Source organism: Nakamurella lactea DSM 19367 (assembly GCF_000426645.1).
Lineage (GTDB): Bacteria > Actinomycetota > Actinomycetes > Mycobacteriales > Nakamurellaceae > Nakamurella > Nakamurella lactea.
The window spans coordinates 130,369-152,823 of record NZ_KE384551.1 but is presented as its reverse complement, the minus strand read 5'-3'; the positions used below and the strand labels follow the sequence as shown (position 1 = coordinate 152,823).

At 69.3% G+C, this 22,455-nt stretch carries 25 protein-coding genes; 14 read left to right on the top strand and 11 right to left on the bottom strand.

The genetic code is table 11. The features are described from left to right. Positions 1-40: 40 nt before the first annotated feature. Both K340_RS35525 and K340_RS0125925 read left to right on the top strand, forming a co-directional pair. The gene (locus K340_RS35525) at positions 41-322 is read left to right on the top strand and encodes a type II toxin-antitoxin system Phd/YefM family antitoxin (protein WP_084615040.1); all 282 of its coding nucleotides are present in this window, start codon (positions 41-43) and stop codon (positions 320-322) included. Then, on the top strand, positions 319-729 hold the full coding sequence (locus K340_RS0125925) for a type II toxin-antitoxin system VapC family toxin (RefSeq protein WP_029138823.1): 411 nt from the start codon (positions 319-321) through the stop codon (positions 727-729). The genes K340_RS35525 and K340_RS0125925 overlap by 4 nt, the downstream gene beginning before the upstream one ends. Before the next feature lie 94 nt (positions 730-823). On the opposite strand, the gene K340_RS33515 is transcribed toward K340_RS0125925, so the two are convergent. After that, positions 824-2,281 carry an MFS transporter gene (locus tag K340_RS33515; protein WP_051267685.1) on the bottom strand — a complete coding sequence of 486 codons (1,458 nt, stop codon included), beginning with the start codon at positions 2,279-2,281 and terminating at the stop codon, positions 824-826. Positions 2,282-2,365: 84 nt separating this feature from the next. Between K340_RS33515 and K340_RS0125915 the strand changes: the two genes are divergently transcribed. Next, positions 2,366-2,812: a MarR family winged helix-turn-helix transcriptional regulator gene (locus K340_RS0125915; RefSeq protein ID WP_029138822.1), complete on the top strand. Its 447-nt coding sequence runs from the start codon at positions 2,366-2,368 to the stop codon at positions 2,810-2,812. A 75-nt stretch (positions 2,813-2,887) separates the two neighbouring features. Here the strand turns inward: K340_RS0125915 and K340_RS33510 are convergent, their stop codons facing one another. After that, positions 2,888-4,120: a DUF480 domain-containing protein gene (locus tag K340_RS33510; RefSeq protein WP_211229643.1), complete on the bottom strand. Its 1,233-nt coding sequence runs from the start codon at positions 4,118-4,120 to the stop codon at positions 2,888-2,890. A gap of 178 nt (positions 4,121-4,298) precedes the next feature. Between K340_RS33510 and K340_RS0125900 the strand changes: the two genes are divergently transcribed. Next, a complete protein-coding gene (locus K340_RS0125900) occupies positions 4,299-4,655 on the top strand; it encodes a VOC family protein (RefSeq protein WP_029138821.1) in 357 nt (118 codons plus the stop codon). A gap of 57 nt (positions 4,656-4,712) precedes the next feature. Here K340_RS0125900 and K340_RS33505 read toward each other — a convergent pair whose 3' ends face one another. Beyond that, positions 4,713-5,633 (bottom strand): SDR family oxidoreductase, encoded by a 921-nt coding sequence (locus tag K340_RS33505; protein ID WP_037366887.1) that lies wholly within the window; start codon positions 5,631-5,633, stop codon positions 4,713-4,715. 121 nt (positions 5,634-5,754) lie between these two features. Here K340_RS33505 and K340_RS0125890 point away from each other — a divergent pair, with 121 nt between their 5' ends. Then, a complete protein-coding gene (locus K340_RS0125890) occupies positions 5,755-6,315 on the top strand; it encodes a TetR family transcriptional regulator (RefSeq protein WP_029138820.1) in 561 nt (186 codons plus the stop codon). Here K340_RS0125890 and K340_RS0125885 read toward each other — a convergent pair. Further along, entirely contained in the window at positions 6,302-7,708 is a 1,407-nt protein-coding gene (locus K340_RS0125885) for an alpha/beta hydrolase family protein (protein WP_051267684.1), read from the bottom strand. The two genes, K340_RS0125890 and K340_RS0125885, sit on opposite strands and share 14 nt — an antisense overlap. Positions 7,709-7,872: 164 nt before the next feature. Here K340_RS0125885 and K340_RS0125880 point away from each other — a divergent pair, with 164 nt between their 5' ends. Continuing rightward, positions 7,873-10,605 (top strand): helix-turn-helix transcriptional regulator, encoded by a 2,733-nt coding sequence (locus K340_RS0125880; RefSeq protein ID WP_029138818.1) that lies wholly within the window; start codon positions 7,873-7,875, stop codon positions 10,603-10,605. A 250-nt stretch (positions 10,606-10,855) separates the two neighbouring features. Here K340_RS0125880 and K340_RS36500 read toward each other — a convergent pair whose 3' ends face one another. After that, positions 10,856-11,356, bottom strand: a complete 501-nt coding sequence (locus K340_RS36500) for a hypothetical protein (protein WP_029138817.1) — start codon at positions 11,354-11,356, stop codon at positions 10,856-10,858. On the opposite strand from K340_RS36500, the gene K340_RS36175 reads away from it, so the two are divergent. Further along, positions 11,340-12,062: a glycine-rich protein gene (locus K340_RS36175; protein ID WP_051267683.1), complete on the top strand. Its 723-nt coding sequence runs from the start codon at positions 11,340-11,342 to the stop codon at positions 12,060-12,062. The two genes, K340_RS36500 and K340_RS36175, sit on opposite strands and share 17 nt — an antisense overlap. Before the next feature lie 61 nt (positions 12,063-12,123). Here the strand turns inward: K340_RS36175 and K340_RS36495 are convergent, their stop codons facing one another. Continuing rightward, positions 12,124-12,456: a hypothetical protein gene (locus tag K340_RS36495; RefSeq protein WP_029138816.1), complete on the bottom strand. Its 333-nt coding sequence runs from the start codon at positions 12,454-12,456 to the stop codon at positions 12,124-12,126. Between the two features lie 55 nt (positions 12,457-12,511). Here K340_RS36495 and K340_RS36820 point away from each other — a divergent pair, with 55 nt between their 5' ends. Then, positions 12,512-13,204, top strand: coding sequence for a hypothetical protein (locus tag K340_RS36820; protein WP_051267682.1), 693 nt, complete (start codon positions 12,512-12,514; stop codon positions 13,202-13,204). 58 nt (positions 13,205-13,262) lie between these two features. Here K340_RS36820 and K340_RS33490 read toward each other — a convergent pair whose 3' ends face one another. Then, positions 13,263-13,901 (bottom strand): TetR/AcrR family transcriptional regulator C-terminal domain-containing protein, encoded by a 639-nt coding sequence (locus tag K340_RS33490; protein WP_051267681.1) that lies wholly within the window; start codon positions 13,899-13,901, stop codon positions 13,263-13,265. 110 nt (positions 13,902-14,011) lie between these two features. Between K340_RS33490 and K340_RS0125850 the strand changes: the two genes are divergently transcribed. Continuing rightward, positions 14,012-14,980 carry a zinc-binding alcohol dehydrogenase family protein gene (locus tag K340_RS0125850; protein WP_029138815.1) on the top strand — a complete coding sequence of 323 codons (969 nt, stop codon included), beginning with the start codon at positions 14,012-14,014 and terminating at the stop codon, positions 14,978-14,980. A gap of 17 nt (positions 14,981-14,997) precedes the next feature. Here the strand turns inward: K340_RS0125850 and K340_RS0125845 are convergent, their stop codons facing one another. Further along, positions 14,998-15,708: a TetR/AcrR family transcriptional regulator gene (locus K340_RS0125845; RefSeq protein ID WP_029138814.1), complete on the bottom strand. Its 711-nt coding sequence runs from the start codon at positions 15,706-15,708 to the stop codon at positions 14,998-15,000. 42 nt (positions 15,709-15,750) lie between these two features. Further along, positions 15,751-16,161, bottom strand: a complete 411-nt coding sequence (locus K340_RS34875; RefSeq protein ID WP_051267680.1) for a hypothetical protein — start codon at positions 16,159-16,161, stop codon at positions 15,751-15,753. Positions 16,162-16,293: 132 nt separating this feature from the next. On the opposite strand from K340_RS34875, the gene K340_RS33480 reads away from it, so the two are divergent. Next, the gene (locus K340_RS33480; protein WP_084615031.1) at positions 16,294-16,809 is read left to right on the top strand and encodes a group II truncated hemoglobin; all 516 of its coding nucleotides are present in this window, start codon (positions 16,294-16,296) and stop codon (positions 16,807-16,809) included. A 107-nt stretch (positions 16,810-16,916) separates the two neighbouring features. On the opposite strand, the gene K340_RS34870 is transcribed toward K340_RS33480, so the two are convergent. After that, positions 16,917-17,918, bottom strand: coding sequence for a hypothetical protein (locus K340_RS34870; protein ID WP_084615028.1), 1,002 nt, complete (start codon positions 17,916-17,918; stop codon positions 16,917-16,919). Between the two features lie 278 nt (positions 17,919-18,196). On the opposite strand from K340_RS34870, the gene K340_RS0125825 reads away from it, so the two are divergent. Next, positions 18,197-18,943 carry a Sua5/YciO/YrdC/YwlC family protein gene (locus tag K340_RS0125825; protein WP_029138813.1) on the top strand — a complete coding sequence of 249 codons (747 nt, stop codon included), beginning with the start codon at positions 18,197-18,199 and terminating at the stop codon, positions 18,941-18,943. A gap of 134 nt (positions 18,944-19,077) precedes the next feature. Here the strand turns inward: K340_RS0125825 and K340_RS0125815 are convergent, their stop codons facing one another. Then, positions 19,078-19,548, bottom strand: coding sequence for a DUF1877 family protein (locus tag K340_RS0125815; protein WP_161632193.1), 471 nt, complete (start codon positions 19,546-19,548; stop codon positions 19,078-19,080). Positions 19,549-19,666: 118 nt separating this feature from the next. Between K340_RS0125815 and K340_RS34865 the strand changes: the two genes are divergently transcribed. From K340_RS34865 to K340_RS0125800, 3 genes are all read left to right on the top strand, one after another. Then, positions 19,667-20,941 carry an HNH endonuclease signature motif containing protein gene (locus K340_RS34865; RefSeq protein WP_029138811.1) on the top strand — a complete coding sequence of 425 codons (1,275 nt, stop codon included), beginning with the start codon at positions 19,667-19,669 and terminating at the stop codon, positions 20,939-20,941. A gap of 248 nt (positions 20,942-21,189) precedes the next feature. Continuing rightward, positions 21,190-21,918 (top strand): class I SAM-dependent DNA methyltransferase, encoded by a 729-nt coding sequence (locus K340_RS0125805; RefSeq protein WP_029138810.1) that lies wholly within the window; start codon positions 21,190-21,192, stop codon positions 21,916-21,918. A gap of 3 nt (positions 21,919-21,921) precedes the next feature. After that, positions 21,922-22,455, top strand: a complete 534-nt coding sequence (locus K340_RS0125800; RefSeq protein WP_029138809.1) for a hypothetical protein — start codon at positions 21,922-21,924, stop codon at positions 22,453-22,455.

Genomic DNA, 22,455 nt, shown 5'->3' with positions numbered 1-22,455 from the left:
GTTCCGGTTCAACTTGTAGCGCGGGTGCTACGATTGCGGTATGAGCATGGGTGAGCCGCAAGTCGAGAGTCTTTCGCAGCGCGAGCTGCGCAACGAGTCCGGACGCGTTCTTCGCGCGGTCGGGGAGGGGCATTCCTTTGTGCTGACCAACCGCGGAGTCCCCGTCGGTCGCATCGTTCCTCTCGATGCTCCATCGCCTACGCTGCTGATCGCGCGGCCCGCCAAGCGTGTTGGTGGTTGGGCAGTGCTGTCACCTCGGAGGTCGGAAGACGACCGCCCGATGGCGCGAATCCTTGATGAGCTGCGAGAGGATCGGGTGTGAAGGACGTCCCGCTCGTCTACGCCGACACCTCTGCACTCGGAGCGCTCCTGGTCGCTCAGCCCGAGACTCAGGCGCTGGTCGACTGGCTAGAACAAACGCCTGCCAGGCTTGTCTCGAGTGATCTGCTCGAGACGGAGTTGCGTCGCATGGCGGTGAGGGAAGGGCGTGATCAGTCGAAGGTCACCGCGATTCTCGATGGCGTGTCGCTCGCGGCACTTGACAGAGCCACGTATCGGTCCGCAGGGTTCCTGCCGATGCCGTACCTGCGTACCCTCGATGCTCTGCATCTGGAGGCGGCGATGCGTCTTGATGTTGAAGCCGTCCTCGCATACGACCGTCGGCTTCTGGACGCAGCGAGGTCTGCGGGACTCGACGTGATCGCTCCCGGCGCGGCGAGCGCCTCGTAGGAAACTGACGCTGTGCAGCTCGCGCGATCGTTCGTGAGGGCGAATTTCCCTCAGGGCCGTGCGGCGTTTCTTCGGGGGAGTGCAGCTTCCGGTGTCACGAAGGTCGGCGGCGAGCGGTCGGCCGCCCCGGCGGCGGCTGCTGCCGGCCGGCGAGCACGAAGACGATTGCCGCGCCGGCCAGGACGATGCCGGCGGCCCAGAGGCCGGCGATGTTCATGCCGCGCACCGAGTCTGCCGCCGAGTGTCCGGCTGCGGCAGTCGCGGCGATCGTGGTCAGCAGCGCCGTGCCGACCGAGGCGCCGATCTGCTGCGACGTCATGACCATCGCGCCCGCCACCCCGGTATCGGGTCCGGCGCCGAGGGTTGCGGTGCTGTTGGCGACGATCAGTACCCAACCAGATCCGAAGCCGACCAGCACAAGCACCGGCAGCACATGCAACCAGTAGTTGCTGTCGACCCGGACCGCTGCGAGCAGCGCCAGAGCGACCGCCAGGGTCAGCAGTCCTGGGCACAGCAGCGCACGCACGGACGCCCGTCCGAGCAGTCGGCTGACGATCCGCACTGCCAGCAGCAGACCGACCGTGAGCGGCAGGAACGCCAAGCCGGTCATCACGGGTGAGTAGTGCAGGACGTTCTGCAGGTGGAAGGTGAGGAAGAACAGCGCTGCGAACATCCCGACGGCCAGGCCGAACACGGCGACGTACGACCCTGCGCGCAGCCGATTCCGGAGCACTCGCAGCGGGAGCAGGGGTTGTTCTGCCCGCTCCTGCCACCAGAGGAACACGGCGAGCAGCAGGGCGCCAGCGGCCAGCGACCCGACCGTCGAAGGAGCGCCCCAGCCGTCGACCTCGGCGCGCGAGAAGCCCAGGACCAGCGACATCAGACCCAGCGTGGCCAGCACGGCACCGCCGACGTCGAGGCGTACGCCGGGGACCAGGGGGGCGGCGTGCACTGCGTACATGACGCCGGCCGCCGCGAGGGCGGCGATCGGGAGGTTGACGAACATGCACCAGCGCCAGCTGACGTAGTTCGTCAGTACGCCGCCGAGGATCAGGCTCAACCCGGACGAGCTGCCCATGATCGTGCCGTAGATCCCGAATGCCTTGCCGCGCTCGGCCGCCGCGGGGAACGTCGCGGCGAGCGTGGCGAGTACTGCCGGGGTCAGGGCCGCGCCGAAAGCTCCCTGGAGCGCCCGCGCGCCCAGCAGCATCGCGGGGCCGGTCGCCAGGCCGCCGAGCGCCGAGGCCAGGCTGAACCCGGCCAGGCCGATGATCAGCATCCGCCGCCGGCCGACCAGGTCCGAGATGCGCCCGCCCAGCAGGAGAAGTCCGCCGTAGCACAGCGCAAAGATCGTGATGACCCATTGCCGGGTGGGGTCGGACATGTCGAGGGAACGCTGCGCCGACGGCAGCGCGATGTTCATGATCGTCAGGTCGATACCGACCATCAGCTGGGCGGTCGCCACTGCAGCGAGGGCCCACCACCGCCGCGGATCGAGCTGCTGGTTCGACGTGCGATCGGGTCCGGTCACCGTGGTCACGGGTGCCTCCATATTCGTAGGCCAATCCAACGTTGGCGAAGCCAACGATAGCCATGGACTGTGGGGTTGTCCAACAATTACGGCTAGGCTGGGTCCATGGATGAAGCACCGGCCCGGCTACGCGGGAAGGCCAGCTGGCTGATCAACAAGACCTCCCTGCACGCGCACCGGCTCCGCAGCGAGGCGCTGGCACCGGTCGATGCGCACGGCTACCACTTCGCGGTGCTCGCCGCGCTCGAGGAGGGGGAGCCGGCCAGTCAGGCCGATCTCAGTCGGCGCACCGGCATCGACCGCAGCGACATGGTCGAGATGGTCAACGAACTGGTCGACCACGGCTTCGTCGTCCGGATGCCCGACCAGGCCGACCGCCGCCGCAACGTCATTACGATGACCGCGACCGGACGCCGGCGGCTGGCCCAGCTCGACGACCTGCTCACCCAGGCGCAGGGCGAACTGCTCGCCCCGCTGTCTGCCGCGGAGCGCAAGCAACTGCTGGCGTTGCTCGGCCGGGTGCTGGCCTACCACGCCGAGAGATCCGGCTGAGCGTCGCCCGACCCGTCATGCTGGGCCGACGCTGCTGATCCCTGGCCCCGACTGGCCGACGCTTCTGTGCTGCCGTTACTCGCTGCGCCGGGCCAGCACGTACAACCGCTCGGTGGCAACCTCGACCGCCGCGTTCGGGCCGCGCAGGTACCACTCGACGTCGACCAGGCCGGCGGCCTCGATGGCGGTGAGAACGTGCTGTCGGTCGTGCAGCACGAAGTCCAGATCGACCGTCGCCCCGAAAAGCTCGTCGGCGTGGTGGATTCCGTCCCCGATGTGGAGGGCCAGCGCCAGCACACCCCCGGGGATCAGCACTCTGGCGAGGCCGGCCACCGCGCCGGGCAACTCGGAGTCGGCGAGGTGAACCAGCGAATACCAGGCGGTGATCGCGGTCCAGCCGGCGGCGGCCCGCGGCCGCAGCAGCCTGGTCAGATCGCCCACTTCGAACTCCACGTCGGGATGCTCGGCGCGGGCACGCTCGATCATCCCGGGGGACAGGTCGAAGCCCGTGGCCACGGCACCCGCAGCGGCCAGGTACGCGGTCACCTGGCCCGGTCCGCAGCCCACGTCCGCGACCGGCCCGCCGGTGGCGGCCGCCGCCACCAGGTCCAGTAGCCAGCGATCGAAAGGCTTGCCCGCCAACTCGTCTCGCAGTTGCTCGGCGTACCCTTCTGCACAGGCGTCGTAGCCGGCAACCACCATCGCGTCCCTGGCCTCGGCGCCGTCGGCCAGTAGCGACTCCCGATCGACGACCGGTACTGCTCCCGAGGACTCGGCAGGCAGCTCGCCCAGCACGTGCGCCCAGCGTCGATCCTGTTGGCCGGGACGGCGTTCCAGCTCGAGCACCAGCGGCTCGGTGAGCGCCGCGAGCTGCTGGAGCATGGCCTCGACGGCGGTGCGGTCCGGGAAGGTGTGCAGTCGCTCGGTCCGGGTGCGTAGCTCGCCCGGCGCCTGCGGCCCGCGCAGCAGCAGCACCGTGAGAATCGCCAGCGCAGGTTCGGCAATAGCATCATCCAGCTGCAGTCGCTCGGCCAGCCGCTGGTGGAACTTGACCGCGCGGGATCCGGCTCCGGTCCACACGGTCCTGACCAGCTCGCGGTCCCGTAATCCGCCCAGCACCTCGTGCAGCGTCTGATCGTCGTAGTCCGTGACCGGGTCGCGACTGCTGGTCTGGTTACAGGCGGACCGCAACCCGTTCTGCGTCATCGGGTATGACGCCGGAACGGTGCGTTCCTTCTCCAGCAGGGCGCCGAGCACCCGTTGCTCGACGGGCGTCAGCTGCGGTCGCGGATCGTCGGTTTCGGCCACCGGGGCAGCCTACGTCGCTGCCCGGCCCGCGCGCCCGGGACAACCCCGCTACGCGGGTTCGGGGGTGACGGGACAACCCCGCTACGCCGGTGCGGGTGCCGGGGCTGCCGGTCTGATCGATCGGCCGGCTCCGTCATGAGGATGCAGATCGTCCGGAACCGTGGCTACTGTGCCCGTCATGGCTATCGCACGCTTTCCCAGCATCGTGATCGACTGTCCCGACGCCAACGCCCTTGCCAACTTCTACGCGGCACTGCTCGACTGGAAGGTGGAGCCGTCGGACGGCTGGATCAACGTCCAATCCGACTACGGGCAGTGCCTGTCCTTCCAGCCGGTGGAGAACTACTCGCCGCCACAGTGGCCGGGCCAGCAGGTGCCGCAACAGATGCATCTCGACGTGGTGGTCGACGACCTCGACGCCGGCGAGGCAGCGGTGCTCAAGCTCGGGGCGACCAAGCACGAGCACCAGCCGGGCACCTCGTTCCGGGTGTTCCTCGACCCGGCGGGGCACCCGTTCTGCCTCTGTCTGAACTGAACCGGCCGACCTGATCCGGGCCGTCGCGGCTGACTTGTTCCGAGCGGCCGGGTCGGGTCAGCCGGTCGCCGACTCGGCGCCGTGACTCGGCACGTCGAAGTACGCCCCGGAGTTCAGGTCGTCGATGAGCGCCGGGTGGGTCGGCTGCCAGCCGAGCGTCCGGCGGGTGAATTCGCTGGTGGCCGGCGAATCCATGCCGAAGAACTGACCGAGCCAGCCGAAGTGCTCCGCCGCCTGGTCGGCCGGAACCGAGGCGGTCGGCAGGTCGAGTCCGCGGCCGATCGCCTCGGCGATCTCGCGGGTCGGCACGCCCTCCTCGGCGATCGCATGCCACACCGAGCCGGCCGGGGCGTCAACGACAATCCGCCGGACCAGGTTGGCGGCGTCGAGTCGATGGACCGCCGGCCAGCGGCCGGAACCGTCGCCGATGTACCCGGAAACCCCTCTCTCCCTGGCGATCGCGACCAGGACGGCGACGAAGCCGTGGTCGCCCGGACCGTGCACGGTCGGCGCGAACCGGACGACGGCAGACCGCACGCCACGGTCGGCCAGTTCCAGCGCGGCGTTGGCGTTCGCGATCCGGGGGTGCTGGTCCGGGTCGGGCCGATCCTGTTCGGTGGCAGGCCGTCCGGGCGTCATCCCGGCGACGCCGGAGGCGACGACCAGCGGACCGCCGCTGCCCTGCAGGGCGTTACCGAACACCTCGATCGCCTGTCGATCCCACTGCGCGGCCAGCTCCATCTGGGAGAAGTCGTGGTGGTAGCCGAGATGCACGATGCCGTCGGCGCCCGCCGCACCGGACCGCAGGCTGTCCAGGTCGTCCAGACCACCGCGGTGAACCTCGGCCCCGAGGGCGGCGACGGCGGCCGCCGAGGTGTCGGAACGGGCGAGGCCCAGGACCTGATGACCGGCGTCGAGAAGCTCGGGGATGACGGCGGAGCCGATCCAGCCGGACGCGCCGGTGACGAAGATGCGCATGGAATCCTCCAGAGTCCGTACCGCGTCGCCGAGGTGCTCCGCGGGTGTCAGGACGTGATGTCACTTGACGACATCACTGTAGCAGCTGATGTCAGCGACTGACATCACGTACGATCGACCCATGGGTAGATGGGAGCCGGGCGCCGGCGGGCGATTGCGCGAGGCGGCCTTGGAGCTCTACCTGGAGCAGGGGTTCGAGCAGACGACGGTGGCCGAGATCGGCGAGCGGGCCGGGGTGACCGCGCGGACCTTCTTCCGCTACTTCGCCGACAAGCGCGAGGTGCTGTTCGCCGGCTCGGAAGTGTTGCAGGACACCATGATTGCCGCTCTCGAGGGCGCGCCGGAATCGGCATCGGCGATGACAGCGGTGCGGGCAGCGCTGGACGCTGTCGGCCGGGTGCTGACCGACCGCGAGCACTCGGCGCGCCGACAGTCGGTGATCGTCGCGAACGCCGAGTTGCAGGAGCGCGAGTTGATCAAGATGGCGTCGCTGTCCCGAGCGCTCTCGGACGGACTGCGCCGCCGCGGCGTATCCGACCCGCAGGCGAGTCTGGCGGCCGAGACGGGGATCGCGGTGTTCCGGGTCGCATTCGAGCGTTGGGTCACCGAGCCGGCGGACCGGGACCTGGCCCAGGTGATGCGCGAGTCGCTCGACCAGCTGCGGGCGATCACGGCCGGCTGACGCAGGTGATGTGGCGGTCCGCTGCGCCGATGGTGGCCAGCAGCCACGGGTAGACCGTCGCGGCCCACACGCGCTGCCCGATGCCTGCGCAGTGCCCGTCCGCGCCTTGCGCCGCGGTGAGCGCGACAAGGGTGGTGGGTGCGGAGGTCATCGCGTCCCGCAGCAGACCCGAACCGCCGCCGGCGAAGTCGTTCTCCGCATCCACCAACAGGGTCGGACAGGTGATGCGGTCGGCGACGGGCAGCATGTCGTAGCGGCGCAGTTCCGCGAAGTAGTCGGCGATGGTGTGCAGGCCATGCGTGGCCATCCGGCTGCCGAAGAACTCCGCTCGATTGGCCGACATCTTCATCTGGACGTTGACCAGGTGCGGGGCGATCCTGCCGACGAGGCCGTCCGGAATCCGGTCCGCCATCCGGGGCTGCGCCGGATCCAGTACGAGCGCGGCGATCCGGTGCTCGAACGCGGCCGCCCTGGCGGCGATGTACCCGCCGAAGGATCGCCCGACCAGCACGACCTTCGATGGATCCACCTCCGGCCGGGTGAACAGCCAGTCGATCACTGGCGTCACGACGGCGTCTGTCTCGGGGAAAAAGTACAGACCCTGCTCGTACAGCGCGCCACCCTGGCCCGGTCCTTCGTAGGTCAGCACGTTGAACCCGCGCTCGATAGGGTCCGGAACCCCGAACATGCTCTCCGCGCTGGAGTCGTAGCCGGCCGGGATCACCATGGTCGGGCGGGCCGCCCCGCTGCCGTCGGGAGTATGCCAGTACCCGTTCAGATGCGTTTCCTGATAAGGAATCTGGATGGCTGACGCAGGATATGGCAGGAGCTCGACGGCGGATCGGAAGGCCGAGACCTGGGCCGCGTACCCGCTGCGCAGCCGTTCGTCCTGCAGATCGCTGCGCAGGAAGTAGTAGGACTGGCGGTGATATTCGCTGGCCCGGAAATGGGCGTCCCTGGCGGTGACCAGGTCGCCGGCCGCGCGGGCCGCGGCCGCGACGCCGTCGGCGCGGCCGGCCGCCGCCGACCAGGCTTGCCACCAGGCCGGACCGGAGCAGGTGCGCACCGTACGCGCCGCGGTGAACGCCTCGCCGAGATCGGCGCTGCCGTCCACCGCGGCGCTCAGGGTCCGGGCGAACTGCCCGTCGTAGCTGGCGTCCTTGAAGTAGATGCGGGCTGGGTCGTTCATTTCAATGCTCCTGATCGGTGACGATGGAACCGGGATCGGACGGGGTGTGAAGTCCTGCCGGGCGGCGGCGCAGATTCGCTCCAGCGCGGCCAGAAGTTCGAGATTGCCGGAGAACGGCAGTGCCTGCCTGCCCGGCTCGCTCGATCGAGCGACCCCGGTCAGCCGTCCGTCCGGTCCGGGGGCGATGGTCACGGTGATTTCCACACCACCGACAGTGCCCGGCCGTCGGCCGGCGCGCCCTGGGGAAACTCCCCAGTCTTTGCTCTCGGTGTCTCGCCGGCTGCGCCCGGCCGCCAGGATGCCCGCCGACGCGCGGGATATTCTTCCTACGAGCAGGCGGTGAACGCCAGGAAATTCCGGGGAAGCCCATGAATCCCTCAACCGGTGAGTTCGTCGGACGCACGACCGAGCTCGCACGGATCGACGCCGCGGGCGCTCAGGTAGCGACCGGGCGATCGTCACTGGTCTGGATCGAGGGCGCGGCCGGTGCCGGGAAGTCTTCCCTGCTGGAGCGGGCACTGGACCGGCTGCCGGCGGAGTTCGGCGTCATTCGGGCCGAGGCGGACGAGTTCTCCGCCGACCTGCCGTACTCACTGGCGGGGCAGCTGGCCCCGGTCAACGCCGAGACCACGATGAGCGCCGCGATCCAACTGCTGGCCGCCCTGGGCGATCTCGGTGCGCAGCGCCCGGACGCGCCGCTGGCGGTCGTGCTGGAGGACCTGCACTGGGCCGACCCCGCCTCGCGGGAGGCACTGTTGATGATGGCGCGCCGGCTGGTCACCGACCGCATACTGCTGCTCATCACCAGCAGGCCGCAGGGCCCACCGGACGGCTGGGACCGGATCCGGCTCGATGCGCGACGCACGAACCTGATCCAGGTCGGCGCGTTGACGCCGACCGAGGTCGGCGAGTTGGCCGCCCGATCCGGGGTCGCTCTCACCCCCGCTGCCGCCCGGCGCCTGCACGCCCACACCGCCGGACACGCTCTGTACGTCAAGACCCTGCTCACCGAGCTGGGTCCCGAACAGCTCACGGCCCCGGAGGGGGACCTGCCCGCCCCGCGTTCGCTGGCCGCGACGACGGCGGCCCGACTTGTGGCCGCCGAGCCGGATGCTGTTGAGCTTGCGCTGGCGCTGGCCGTACTGGGCCGCCCGTCGGATCTGACGCTGGTCGGGCGAGTTGCCGGCCTCGCCGCACCGACCGCGGCATTGGATGCGCTGCTGCCCACCGGGCTCGTCACCCGCGTCACCACCGCCGCATCCGGGTCCCAGGGTTCGACGGTGATCGCCTTCGCCCACCCGCTGTTGCGGGCGGCCATCGTCGACGACCTGTCCCCCTTGCGTCTCCAACAGCTCAACCTGGCGGCGGCCCAGGAGCTCGGTCCGGTTGCGGGGCTGCCGCATCGGGTCGCCGCGACCGATCGGGCCGACGACGAGTTGGCCGAGGACCTGACGAGGGACGCGGAGCGTCATCGCACCGCCGGCTCCCGGGGACTCGCCGCCCGGGATCTGCTCTGGGCCGCCAGGGTGTGTGCGTCACCGGTCGCCTCGGACCGGCACCTGCTGGACGCGGTGCGCCTGTTGGTGGACGACAGCCAGCAATTACACGCCGCCGGACTCCGCGAGCGGGTCGTGCACTCGACTCCCGGCCCGGCCCGGAGCCTGGTGTTGGGCATCCTGGACTGGGAGGCCGGCGACGCGGCCGCCGCTGTCGCGCACCTGTCCGAGGCCGCTGCCTGCACCGACCCCGAGTTCCGCGGGGAGTCGGTGGAGGCGCAAGTCCGGCTGGCCCGTGCGCATGCCGTCACCGACGACGGACCCGCGGCAGTGGCCCTCACCCGGAGCGCCTTGGAACAGCAGGATCTGGCTCCCGAACTCGAGCAGATGGCCTGGATCGCGGGCGCGACAGGGGTGATGTGGCAACGCGGCGGCAACGCCGCCCTCGGGTGGTTGCACCCCAGGTTGCCGCAGCCGCCCGAGGAGACGCCGGCATCGGAGGTGGACCTGCTGATCCTGCGCGGCACCCTCAAGTACTACGCACGACGCAACGTTGCGGCCGCCGCAGACCTTCGCGCTGCGATCCAGCTGGTCCGTGCGGGTGCGCGGGCCGAGGAGCTTCCGCGTGCTCACCTGCAGCTGGCCCAGGTGCTCGCACTGACCGGCGACTGGGACGAGGGTCTGATCCACGCGCGGTTGGCGCTCGCGCTGGTCTCCGACCGCGGGCTGGTCTGGATGCGGGCGCAGGCCAACGCCGTGCTCGCGACCCTGATGGCGGTCCGCGGCCGGTGGCAAGAAGCCGCGACCCACCTCGGATATGCGACCGCGGCGGCGACCCGCAGCCGGATCGCGGAGGCAGCATTCACCGCCCGCAATGCCGCGGCGAACCTGGCCAGAGCTCACGGCGACGCCGCCGGGGTACTCGCGGCATACGCTCCGCTGCTGGCGGGAGGTGACGCCGCGGTGAGCTCCCGGCTACCGATGGCGACGACCATGACGTGGTTCGGCCAGATCGTGTCCGCCACCATTGACATCGGGGACCTCGCGGCGGCGGAGCGCCGGCTGGAGATCTTCGCCGACGCCGCCTTGCGGCGCGAGCTGGACCTCACGGCGTCGGTGTTGGGTTTGCGCGCGCAACTGCTGGCTGCCCGGGCCGACGCCGGCACGGACGCCGCCGATGAAGCGGTCAACCTGTACCGATCGGCTTTGGATCACGCGACCGAAGACCTGCCGTTGCTCGACCGAGCGGATCTCCGGCACCGACTCGGTCGACTGCAGCTGGCCCGCGGCAACCGCCGGGAAGGCACCGACGAGCTCCGCAGCGCACTCGCCATCCTCGATGGTGCCGGGGCAACGCCCTACGCCGAGCGGGTAGCCGCCGACCTCGGACGGGCCGGGCTGCGGATCGACGTGTCCGCGGGACGGCCCTTCGCTGCGCTCACCGAACGAGAACAGGATGTCGTCGCGCTGGTCGCGAAGGGGCTGACGAATCGCGAGGTCGCCGCTCAGTTGTACGTCACCGACAAGGCCGTCGAGTACCACCTGGGAAACGTCTTCGGCAAGCTCGGCATCCGGTCACGACGTGAGCTGCGGTCGTTGGCGTGATTCCACTGTTCAGTTGGTGAAGTCAGTTGGTGAAGACGGACTTCACCGCCGACGCCTGATCGCCCCACGGGTTCGACGCGCACCACTAGGCGTCAAGAACTAGGGGCTTTCCCCAGGTACTCCGGGCTGCGGCGCGTGTTCCATTCAACGTGTCGGCGGAGACCACCGCCGAAGCAGACCAGGAGTGGTGCCCTCCAGGTGCGCACCCTCCTCCGTCCCCGGAGTCAAAGATGAACTACCTCAAGGAATGTCAGCAGATCTTCCGCTCGCCGACGGGCGCCGCCGACTGGCCGGAGCACGACGGACGGGTGGCGCCGCCCAGCATGCCGTGCGGCATTCGGAGCGGCATTCGGCGCGGCATGCGGCGCGGCGCCACCGCTGTAGCCGCCGTTTGCACCGCCGCAATGAACCGTGTCGTCCCGCGCCACCGCCGGCGAAACACCTTGGCGCTCATAGCGTGCGGTGCGCTGCTTGCCGTCACCGCGGCCTGCGGCGCCGCCAGCCCTGAACAGAATGCGGCGGCGGCGCCCGTCGCCGCGTCGCTGTCCGGCGGGTTGTCGCCCGTCGGCTCGACACCCACTGGACCGTTGCCAGTCGCGTCTTCGTCAGCCTCGTCGTCAGCCTCGTCGTCGTCAGTCTCGTCGTCGTCAGTCTCGTCGTCGTCAGTCTCGTCGTCGTCGGTCGCGTCGTCGCCGGTCGCGTCGTCGCCGGTCGCGCCGGCGGCGGATGCGCCGGTGACGTACGGCTTCACCGGCGCGACCGTATCCGTGCAGGTCCCGGCTGACGCCACCTCACTGCAGTTCAGCCTGGCCGGCGGTTCCGGTGGCAACGCTAGCGGCGGCGATGCCGGTCGGGGTGGGTACGGCGCGGTGCTCACCGGCACCGTTGCCGTCAACCCAGGTACCACCGTGGCCATCGCAGTCGGCGGGCAGGGCGGCCACTACGGCACCAACCCGGAGAACAACCACGGCGGCTGGGGCCAGTTCCCCGGCGGAGTCGGGGGTCTCAACACCGCGGAAGGGGGCTTCGGTGCCGGCGGTGGCGGTGGCGCGACCAGCCTGACCGTCGACGGCGCACTCATCGCCGTCGCCGGCGGCGGCGGTGGCGGCGGCGTCGGATTCGCCGGCTACCACGGCGGCGACGGCGGCGCCTCTGGGGTGCCCGCCCACAACGGCAACACGGGCAATGGCCCATCCCCTGGGAAAGGGGGGCACGCCGGAACTGAGGTCGGTGGGGTCGGCGCGGTCGGTGGCTCCGGCGGAAAGCTCGACAGCCCCGGAGGCGGCGGGGGCGGAGGCCTGGCGGGCGGTGCGGGAGGCTCCGCCGTGCACAACTCAGCCGGTGGGGGCGGATCCGGAACCTGCATGACCGCCCTGCAGGTCACCTCGCCGACGGCCGCCTACGGCACCGGCCTCGGCAACGGTGAGGCGGTCATCACCTGGTACACCACAGCCTGAACCGCTCACCCATACTTCCTGCACCGCAACGATTCTCGGTCCGCGGACGGCCCCGTCGTGGTCAACAGCCCGCGCCGACTCCCACCTTTGGAATACCGGAAAGAAGAAACCCGATGTCACACATCTCATTGTCTGCACGTTGGCGCACCACCCTCGGGGCCGGCGCCTGCGCCACCGTACTTCTCGTCGCTTCCGCCTGCGGCTCCGACAACGCGAGGCCGACCCGTTCGGTGGGCCACGCCCCTTCGATGGTGGCGCGGATCGCCTCATCCCCGGGCAGCTCGTCGCCGGGCAGCTCGTCGCCGGTCAGCTCGTCGCCGGTCAGCTCGTCGCCGGTCAGCTCGTCGCCGGTCAGCTCGTCGCCGGCCCGTCTGTCGCAGGACGTGCCGATCACCTACGGTTTCACCGGCGCTACCGAAACGGTGCCGGTACCCAGCAACGCTACGTCGATGTCGTTCACCCTCATCGGTGGCTCCGGAGGCAGCGGTGACTCCGGTGCACAGGGTGCGTTCAGCGGCGGGCGGGGTGGTTACGGCGCGGTCGTCAGCGGCACGATCGCGGTGACCCCGGATTCGACCGTGACGATCGCGGTCGGCGGGCAGGGCGGCCACTACGGCACGAACCCGCAGAACAACCATGGCGGGTGGGGTCAGCCCTCGGGCGGGGCGGGCGGCACGAATCCCAACAGCGGGGCGGCCTTTGGCGGCGGCGGGGGTGGTGGCGCGACACTGCTGACGGTCAACGGGGCGCAGACTGCGGTGGCCGGTGGCGGCGGCGGTGGCGGCACCGGGGGGAACAGCCCGTTCAGCGGCAAGGGCGGCGACGGTGGCAGCGCCGGGGTGCCGGCCCACAACGGCAACGACGGCAACGGAGCCGGACACGGTGACGGCGGCACCGCCGGCGCCGAGATCGGCGGGACGGGCGGCATCGGTGGAGTGGGTAGCGGCGGAGACGACGGCCCGGGCGGCGGGGGTGGCGGCGGCGCGCTCGGCGGGGCGGGCGGCCACGGCGGTTCCGGCGCCGGCGGCGGCGCAGGGGCGGGCACCAGTATGTACGCCGTCCAGGTCACCTCCCCGACGGTCGGCTACGGAACTGCGCCGGGCGGCGGCGAGGCGGTCATCACCTGGACCACCAGCTCCTGATCAGTCTTATCCGTTGGCGCGGAACCTATCCCGCGTCGAACCGCGGTCCAACGCGCGCCTACGCCCCGGCCGGCCAGTTGTCGAAGGCGGCGATGAGTCGGCGCGCGGTGCCGGCGAACAGGACGCCCGGCTCCGGAAAGGCCATCCGGCCGGCCTCAGTGATCAGGGGGAATCGCGCCGGATCCAGCCGCTGCTCGCGCCGGGCCAGCGTGTAGCGATCGTCGACGGCCGCGGCCACCGCCTGCTCCTCGATCGTGGCGCCGATGGTGAAGGAGTACAGGACCATGGCTACCTCGACCGCCTGCGGCAGGCTCATGCCCGATGCCACCAGCAATGCCAGCGGCGCCTCCTGGGCCTGCAGCACCCCGGCATCCGTCAGATACGTCCCGCTGAACAACCTGGCGCCGTCCCGGTGCCGCAACAAGGTGCCGCGAACCGTGGTCGCGAAGGTGAGCAGGTAGTCCCGCCACCGTGTATCGGGATCGACTTCGGGCAACGCCGCCTGGATTTCGCGCCACAACTCGGTCGCCATCTCGTCGACCAGCGTTTGCTTGTTCGCGACATGCCAATACAGCGCGGGAGCCTTGACCCCCAGGCGGGCGGCGAGGGCACGCGTGGTGAGTCCGTCGAGGCCGACCTCGTCGAGCAGTTCGAGCCCGGCGCCCACGATCAGTTCCAGGGTCAGCCCCTTCGCCATGGCACTCCTTCGGTCATCTGTGTCCGTCGATCGCGATAAGACCCGTTGCATCCTTAACGATGTTAAGGCATCCTGTCCTGGAAGCTATTGAACAACGTTAAGGAGACGTCATGCGTGCCGCAGTGCTCACCGAGTCGGGAGCGGTCCCGTCGTTCGTGAACTTCCCAGATCCGCCGAACTCGGCCGGACGGCAGGACGTGACGATGGTCGCCGCCGGGCTGCATCCGGTCGTTCGATCGCTGGCCGACGGCGATCACTACGGCAGCGACAGGTCGTGGCCGATGATCCCGGGCGTCGATGCAGTGGCCAGGGACGCCCAGGAGCGGCTGGTGTACACCGGGTTCGCCGAGCATCCGTACGGGACCTTCGCCGAGCGGATCAGCGTGCCAATGGTGCTGCCGCTGCCGGCTGGTGCCGATCCGAAGCAGATCGCGGCCGGTCTCAACCCGGGGATGTCGTCCTGGCTCCCGTTGCGATCGGCCCTGGCCTCACGGGACGAACTCGGCACCGTCGTCATACTGGGGGCGACCGGGGTCGCCGGGCGACTCGCCGTGCAGAACGCCGCGGCGTGCGGCGCCGAGCACGTCATCGCGGTGGCTCGGGACGCCGCCGCGCTGGCCGAGGTGGCCGGCGACCGGGGCGCCGTCAGCCCGGTGACGTTGACCGGCGAGGTGGCCGTCGATGCCGAAGCTCTTCGCGCCGGGTTCGCCGAGCACATCCCTTCCCTGGTCCTGGATTTCCTCTGGGGCGAGCCGGCGGAGGCGACCTTCGCGGCGCTCACCGGGACGAGCCTGGACCAGCGGGCCGGGACGATCGACTATGTCGAGATCGGGCAGGCCGCCGGGTCTTCGGCGGCGCTGCCGGCAGAATTGCTGCGCAGCACGGCGATCACCATCCGCGGCTCGGGTGCCGGGTCGAGCCGTATCGACGACATCATGGCGGAGATCCCTGGATACCTGCAGCGCTTCGCCGACGGCACGGTGAGGGTCGAGGTCGCCGAGTTTCCGCTCGCCGAGATCGCGCGTGCCTGGCAGGCGTCGACGCCGGGGCGGCGCGTTGTTCTCACCGGGCAGCGATAGCGAGCCGCCGACCGTTGCTAGCTGTCGGGCCGGCTCTGCACTGCGGCGATGATCAGGTCCGCGACGACGTGTGCGTACGTGTCCGGATCGATCTCCGGGTGCTGGCGGAGGTAGCCGAGCATGGCGTCCAGCGCGCCCTGGTAGGTCACGGCCATCACCCTGGTGTCGAAGGCGCGCAGTGATCCCTCCTGCTGACCGCGTCGGAACAGCTTTTCCTGTTCGAGGTAGGTCGACTCGTAGTCGCCGAGTCCGAGGATCGGATGCCCGTCCGCATCGCGGAGGTGGGTGATGATCTGATCCAGGGCGGTCAGTTCGGCACGGTACGTGGTGTGCACGGCAGCGACCCGGTGGATCGACTGACGGATCACGTCGGGAACCGGGACCGACAGGTCCAGGGTCGCCGCGATGCCGTTCCGTACGGCGTCCAGGGTGATCCGTGCGGTCTGCGTCATCAGGGTTTCTTTGTCGCCGAAGTAGTGCGACAGCAGCCCTTTCGACAGTTCGGCGGTAGCAGCGATCCGCTCCAGACTCGCCCCGTTGTACCCGAGATCGGCGACGGTGGCCACGGTCGCGCTGATGATCTGGGACCGGCGTTCCTGTTCGCTCAGCCGACGCCGCCGGCCCGCTCCTTTCGACCCGGTCGGGTCGGGCGGATTCGGCGAATCCGGCGGGTCCGGCGGATCTGGCGGTGATGCCCGTGGGGATGACGGTTTCGCCGCGGAACTCATCGACTCACTGTGTCGCAGTGGTGCCGGTTCCGGCAAGGCGGCTCACCGGGTATGTCGGATACGGCGCACCGCGAACCCTGTGCCCGCCATCAGGACCGCAACCACGACCATCTGAACGCGCATCCAGCCCGGAAACGAGTGGGGGAGGGCCGCCTCGACCAGATTCGCCACGACCAGGATGCCTGCGATGAGGCCGACCGCGGTCAGCGCGCGCGACGACCCGCGGCGCGCGGCGCGCAGCCGGATCAGTAACAGCGCTGCGAACAGCGCGACGATCACCGCGTGTCCCCAGGCTTCGGACGTCGCCTGCTCCGGCGCGGTGACGGAGAGGATGGCAAGTGCGGCCAGGGTGGCGACGGTGAGGACGAGGTAACCGGCGACCAGCATGGTGACGACGGTGAGTCGGCCCGGCGCCCGGGTGGCGCTGGGTCGCGGAGAGGTGTTATTGACCATGCGGCCAATAATATTGACCGTCTGGCCAATAGACCAAGTGAATTTCTTCGATACCGCTTCCGAGGGCTGCCGGGTCGACAGTTGGCCGGATTGACGTGGACCTGCGAGCCCGGGCCGTGCCACGCTGGTCCGGTGACCAGCATTTTCGAGGCGTCGGGCGGCGATCGGGCATTTCTGGCACTGGCGGCGGCCTGGCATCGCCGCTGCCTGCAGGACCCGGTGGTGAGCCACGCGTTCTCGCACCCAGGACAGCACCCGCAGCACGTCGAACGGCTGGCGGCCTATTGGGCCGAGGCAATGGGCGGCCCACCGACCTACTCCCGTTCGATGGGCGACGAGAGCCGGGTCGTGCGGATGCACTCGGGCAATGGCGAGCATCAAGAGATGGACGAGCGGGCTCAGCTCTGTTTCGCCCGGGCCCTTGACGACGCAGGGTTCCCGGACGACGTCCGGCTGCGGACAGCGCTGAAGGACTACTTTCGCTGGGCCACAACGGCAATGGCCGCGCACCCCGATTCCGCGGCGGGGGTGCCGGACGGCCTGCCGGTGCCGCGCTGGTCCTGGCACGGCCCTGTCGACGCCGGGGGAAACGGGGCTGACGTCGGGGATGACGATCCGCCGGCCGGGTTCGAGCCACCCAGTGGTTAGGTAGCGGATGGTTGGTCAGGTAGCGGAACGTTGGTCAGATGGCGCGGTTGTCCCGTTCTGCTCCGGGCAGGATTCCGCTACCTGCAGGGTGGACGGGCGCTCGGCGGTCAGGCCGCCTGCCGGTAGTCGAAATCCTCGAGGGACGCGGTGATCTCGTGCCGGTTGTCGCGGTGCCGCAGGCAGTATCTGGTCGGGTACCAACCGCCGGCTTGGACCGCCTGCGCGGGTGGAATCGGGAAACAGCGACTTGGGCGGGTGCCGTCGATCAGTCCGGCGAACCAGGCCTTGGTGACCATCGGTTCGTAGAAGGTGACCTTGCCGTTCCACGTTCCCTGGATCCAGGAATGGGTGAACGGTTGTCCGTGGAACTCCGGCGCGTCGGTGTTGATCAGATGGTTGCCCATACCCGGCGCGACAGCGCCGGTGAATTCGTACTTCGGCGGGTTGTACTTGGCCGGCGGCAACACCTTGCCCAGTTCGAAGTCATCACAATTGACGAGTTCGCCGCACGGGCCGGTGCGGATCTTCAGCCGCTCCGAATTCGCGTTCAGATAGAAGTGGATGTCGAAATGTGGGGAGTCGTAGACGTGCATCGGCGGGTGACCCATCGGGTTCCAGTTGATCAGCAGGTAGGTGAACTGGGTATCCACCGAGCTCTTGAAATGCTCACTCAACTGCAACGTGCTGCCGTAGCCGTCGGTGCACTCCGTCATCGGATCCGTTGTGCCATCGGCGTTCTTGTCGAAGCACCACTGTCCGTCGCTCGGCGGGTCGGTCGGCAAGCCGATCAGTGTACGGTCCGGGAAGACCAGGCCGATTGCGCTGGGCCGGCCGTGCTCCGACTGTGAATACGCGGTCAGTGTGCCCTTGCCGCGCGGCGCCGACTGCCCGTAGTCGGCGCACGGCCCGCGATAGGACAGCGTGATCCGGACCAGCAGGTTGGCTACCTCCGCCGGCAGGTGAATCGTGTGTTCGCGATCGGGCCGGTCTGACGACACGAAGCACAGGGCCTGCAAGCCGCCGTGACGCTCGGCGGGTGGCGGAGCGGAGGCACCGGTTTCCGAGGTGGAGGCGCTGCCCGACGAAGCGGCAGCTGCGGTGGGTGTCACGATTGCGGCGATAACTGCCAGACAGCAACCGAATGCGAGTCCGCTCCGGTTCTTCTTCGACAAGGGTCCCATGTCACCTTCCAGGTCAGAGGCGCCGCGATCTGGCCGCAGCCGGGACCAGTGGTAGCACCGGCTTCGACGGCGAGCCACACCTTTTCCTTGTCAGGACAAGGCCGGACCGGGTCCTGCTCAGCAGCCGCGGCACCGGAACACGTTGGCGAAAAAGACTTTCCCTTCGCGGTGGCGGCAACCCTACGGTTGTGGTGTGCGATCGGAGGGTGGCGCGCGGATCATGTGTCGACGAGCACGTCCGGGCCCGCAAGGCCGGCCGTCGCCGGTGGCAGGGCATCAACATGCCCGGGCCTGAGCTGCCGGGGCTGGCCCGTGCCTGCCAGGCGTTGGCCGAGGGAGCTGTCGTCGTGGTGCCCAATCCGCCCCCGATGACCTACGGCATCGTGGCGACGTCGGCGCGAGCTCTCAACGCGATCAAGCGACGCCCGTTGGAGCAGAACGTTGGCGTGTCCCTGCACGAGCAGTCACAGTGGTCGGCGGTGGCGTCCAGCATCGAGCTATCGGCTGCGGCGCTGTCGGCGGCGGCGGGACTGATGGAACAGCGGTTCACCGTGCTGCTGCCGATGCGCCCGGGCCGACCGCCGCCCGGCTGGTTCACCCCGGCCGTCCGGGACGGCTATCTGGCGGCGTTCAACGGGTGCTGGGCTCCAACCGCCCGCCTGTGGAAGGAGTTTCCCCGGTTGTACGGCAGCAGCGCGAACGTCTCCGGCGAAGCTCCGGCGGACTCCGCGGCGCGCGCGGTAGAAATGTTCGGCACCGATTGCGTCGTGCTGGACGCGGACGCCGTCGACGGTCCGGCCGTCGAGCGGCAGGCCAGCACGATGGTGCGGATCGATCGGCTCGGCCGATTGACCCTGCACCGCGCGGGTGCGCAGAGCAAGGCCAGCGGCCTGGGGCCCGAGGAGTTCCTCGAGCAGCTGGCCGCGGAGGTGGGGCTGTCACGCAGCCGCTGAGCAACTTCCGTTGAGGTTCACCCCTGTTCGGCTCCAGGGGATGGTCATCGCTGTGGGCTTCGCCGCCGATACGGCCGATGCGTTGCCGTCCGGCCGCACGATCGCGGCTCGCATCCACAACACTCGCCTGCGGCTCAGGTGATGGCATAGATCGCGCCCTGGCCGCGGCTCACCACCTCGCGGCAGAAGGTCTGTGCCTGCCGGAGGAGGTCGCAGGTATACCGGATGTCGCCGCGACGGTCGCGACGTTCTGCATCGAAGTAACTGTCGACGTCGGCTGCCGTCACCAGTTCGATGTCGGCAGCGATTTCCGTCATCTCCTCGGGCGTCAGCACCCCGTAGTGGGGCAGATAGGTGCCCTCCGGTGTGTAGTAGACGTCCCCGGCGACCAACCGGGCTGCCGGCCTGGTAGAGGGTCCATCCATCGTCCATCGGAGTCCTCCGAACAGACCCTGCAGCACGGACCAGCCCTTGTCCAGGCAGGCATCCGACCACCCATGACGGATGCTCTCGTGCTCCGCTGCATGAACGAATCTGTTCGGATCGGCGCGGGCACTGTTGACGTCGTCGGCGGCCAGTGCGAAACCGTAGTAGCGAATTCCCATGGTTCCCAAGCGTTCCAGGGTCCGACCCGTGGCGGCTGAGTTATCCACAGTGGTGCCGATCATCGCCTAGATGTGGACAACTGAATCGATCGTCGGTGGAAGTTCGTACGGTTGTTTCATGGCGGACAGCGCGGAAACGGCGACGGTGGCAGAGGTTCGTGCCGCTGTTGCGTCGGTGACTGTTCTGCTGCAGGGACTGTCGTCGAGCGTCCACCAAGTTCCCAATGGCGAATTGGGCGAGCTGGTCGGCGAATTGGGCAACCTGGCGGCCTGGGCGGTGGCGGGCCAGGTGGTGGCCACCGCAGAGGCCGACGATCGCGGCGCGATCGAGGAGTCGCGCGCGAAGTCGACGGCCGGTTGGGTGCGGGATCAGGACTGGCACTGTCAGGCGGGAGCGGCATCCTCGATCGCGAAGGCCGCGGCGATCGTGCGGCGGCGGGATGTGCCGGCGCTGGCCGACGCGGTCCGGGGTGCTGACCTGCCGCCGAACGTGGCAGTCACGGTGGCGCAGGAATTCGACAAGCTCTGCCCTGAATTGCAGCCGGGGGCACGGGATGCGGTGCTGGATCAGATGATCGAGGCCGGCGCGACGTGTGGGTCGCAAGTGGTGCGGGACCTGCGGGAGCTGCTGTTGACGCAGTACGGACGGGACGGGATCTTCCAGGAGGAGCAGGACGGCAAGGCCCGGTATGTGGAGTTGTCGCAGCCGCGGGAGGTCGACGGTGTGTTCCACTACCGGCTGCAGCTCGACGCCGAGGGTAAGGCGGTGTTGGAGGCGGCGATCGGACCGCTGGCCGGGCCGCAACCGGGCCCGGACGGTGAGCCGGACATGCGGTCGGCCGGGCGGCGGCGGGGCGAGGCATTGGTCGCGGTGTGTCGCCGGTCGGCAGCCGCTGCCGAAGGGTTGCCGGTCCAGGCGAAGGCTTCGCTGTTCGTCATGATCAGCGAGCCCGATCTGGCCGGCCGTCGAGGCGCCGGCGGTGTTGTCGGGTCGGCGGCGCAGGGCACGGTGCTGGCTGCTGAGACCGTGCGGAAGTTGGCGTGCGACGCGGCAATCATTCCGGTCTTGCGCAATCATCGGGACGAGATCCTGAACGTGGGGACCGCGAAGCGGTATTTCACTGTGGGACAGATCAAGGCTCTGTGGCTGCGGGACCAGCACTGCACGTTCGACGGGTGTGACACGCCGGCGCATTGGACGGATGCGCATCACCTGAAACATTGGGCCGATGGCGGCCCGACCTCGTTGGACAATGCGGCTCTGATTTGCGGGCGGCACCATACCGTCGTGCATCGGGACAGACTTGCCGGCCGGGTGGTGGACGGCCGAGTCGTCTGGGATCGGACACCTGGTTCGTACGACCAACTCCTGACGGCCAAGACCTCCGGCTGAGGACTGCGGATCGGCGGCGGCATTCGATCAGGAACAGTTCCGAGGTGGCAAAGAACAGGCCAGGAACCGGGAGAAGTCCCAACCGTCCACCGCTACCGCCTCGCCCTCGGCGACACGGTCGTCCAAGGTCGGAATCGTTGCCACGATCGGAACGCTAGATTCGCTGCCCGGTCGCGTCCAGGTCGAAACCCTGGGCACCCCGAAGATTGTGGTCGCCGCTATCGACCATGCTCGCCTACAGTGCTGCAGTGCCCGATCCGATCTTCAGCGACCGTCGACTGGCCGAGATCTACGACCCGATGGACCCCGACCGCAGCGATCTGGACGCTTACGCCGCCATGGTTGACGAGTTCGGCGCCGGCAGCGTGCTGGACGTCGGCTGTGGCACCGGCACCTTCGCCTGTCTGCTTGCTGCCCGGGGCGTCGAGGTGATCGGCGTCGACCCCGCCGGCGCCTCGCTGGACGTCGCCAGGACCAAACCGGGCGCCGACCTGGTCCGCTGGATCGATGGTGACGCGACAACCCTGCCGTCGCTGCAGGTCGACCTGGCGACGATGACGGCCAACGTCGCGCAGGTGTTCGTCACCGACGAGAGCTGGGCAGCCACCCTGCAGGGCATCCGCGCCGCATTGAAACCCCAGGGCCGGGTGGTGTTCGAGGTCCGCGACCCGGCTCGCCGGGCCTGGCAGGAATGGGACCGCGAGCACACCCACGAGACCAAGGACGTTCCCGGCGTCGGCCCGGTCGAGACGTGGTGCGACCTGACGGACGTGAGTGGCCAGCTGGTCAGCTTCCGCTGGACGAACATCTTCCACGCCGACGGTGCGACGATCATCTCCGACTCCACGCTCCGGTTCCGGACCCGCCAGGAGATCGAACAGTCCCTGCGGGACAACGGATTCACCGTGGACGTGGTCCGCGATGCGCCGGATCGCCCCAGGCGCGAGCTCGTCTTCGTCGCCACTCGGGAGTCGTGATCCGTGCTCACCGAATTCTCACGGGACGCGGTCTTCACCGTTGCCTGGTTTGGGCTGATGACGATGGTCTGGTTCGGCTGGGCACAGGAGGATCCGCCACCGAGATGGCGGATCTGGCTCGGCATCGGCTCGGTGATCGGTACGGCAATCGCCATCGGATTCGGCGTCGCGACGGCGGCGAACTGGGACTCCCCGAGCGCCTTGCAGGGGCGATACCAGTGGTTCGGCGTTCTGGTTGCCGCGGAGGTCTTGCTGGCCGGCGGCGGGTGCGCGTGGCTGGCCAAGACCCATCGGCAACGCTGGATGGCCTGGTGGGTGGGCCTGGTGGTGGCGGTGCACTTCCTGCCGCTCGCCTGGCTGCTGGACGATGCGTCGATCGCCGTGATCGGGGCCCTGGAGCTGGTGATTCTGGTCGGACTTCATCGTCGGCTTCGTTCGGACACCCGCACCACCAGCGCGCAGGTCGGGGCCGCGATGGGCACGAGCCTGTTGGCCTACGCGGTGATCGCCGGTCTGACCGTGGTCGCCACCGGTTGA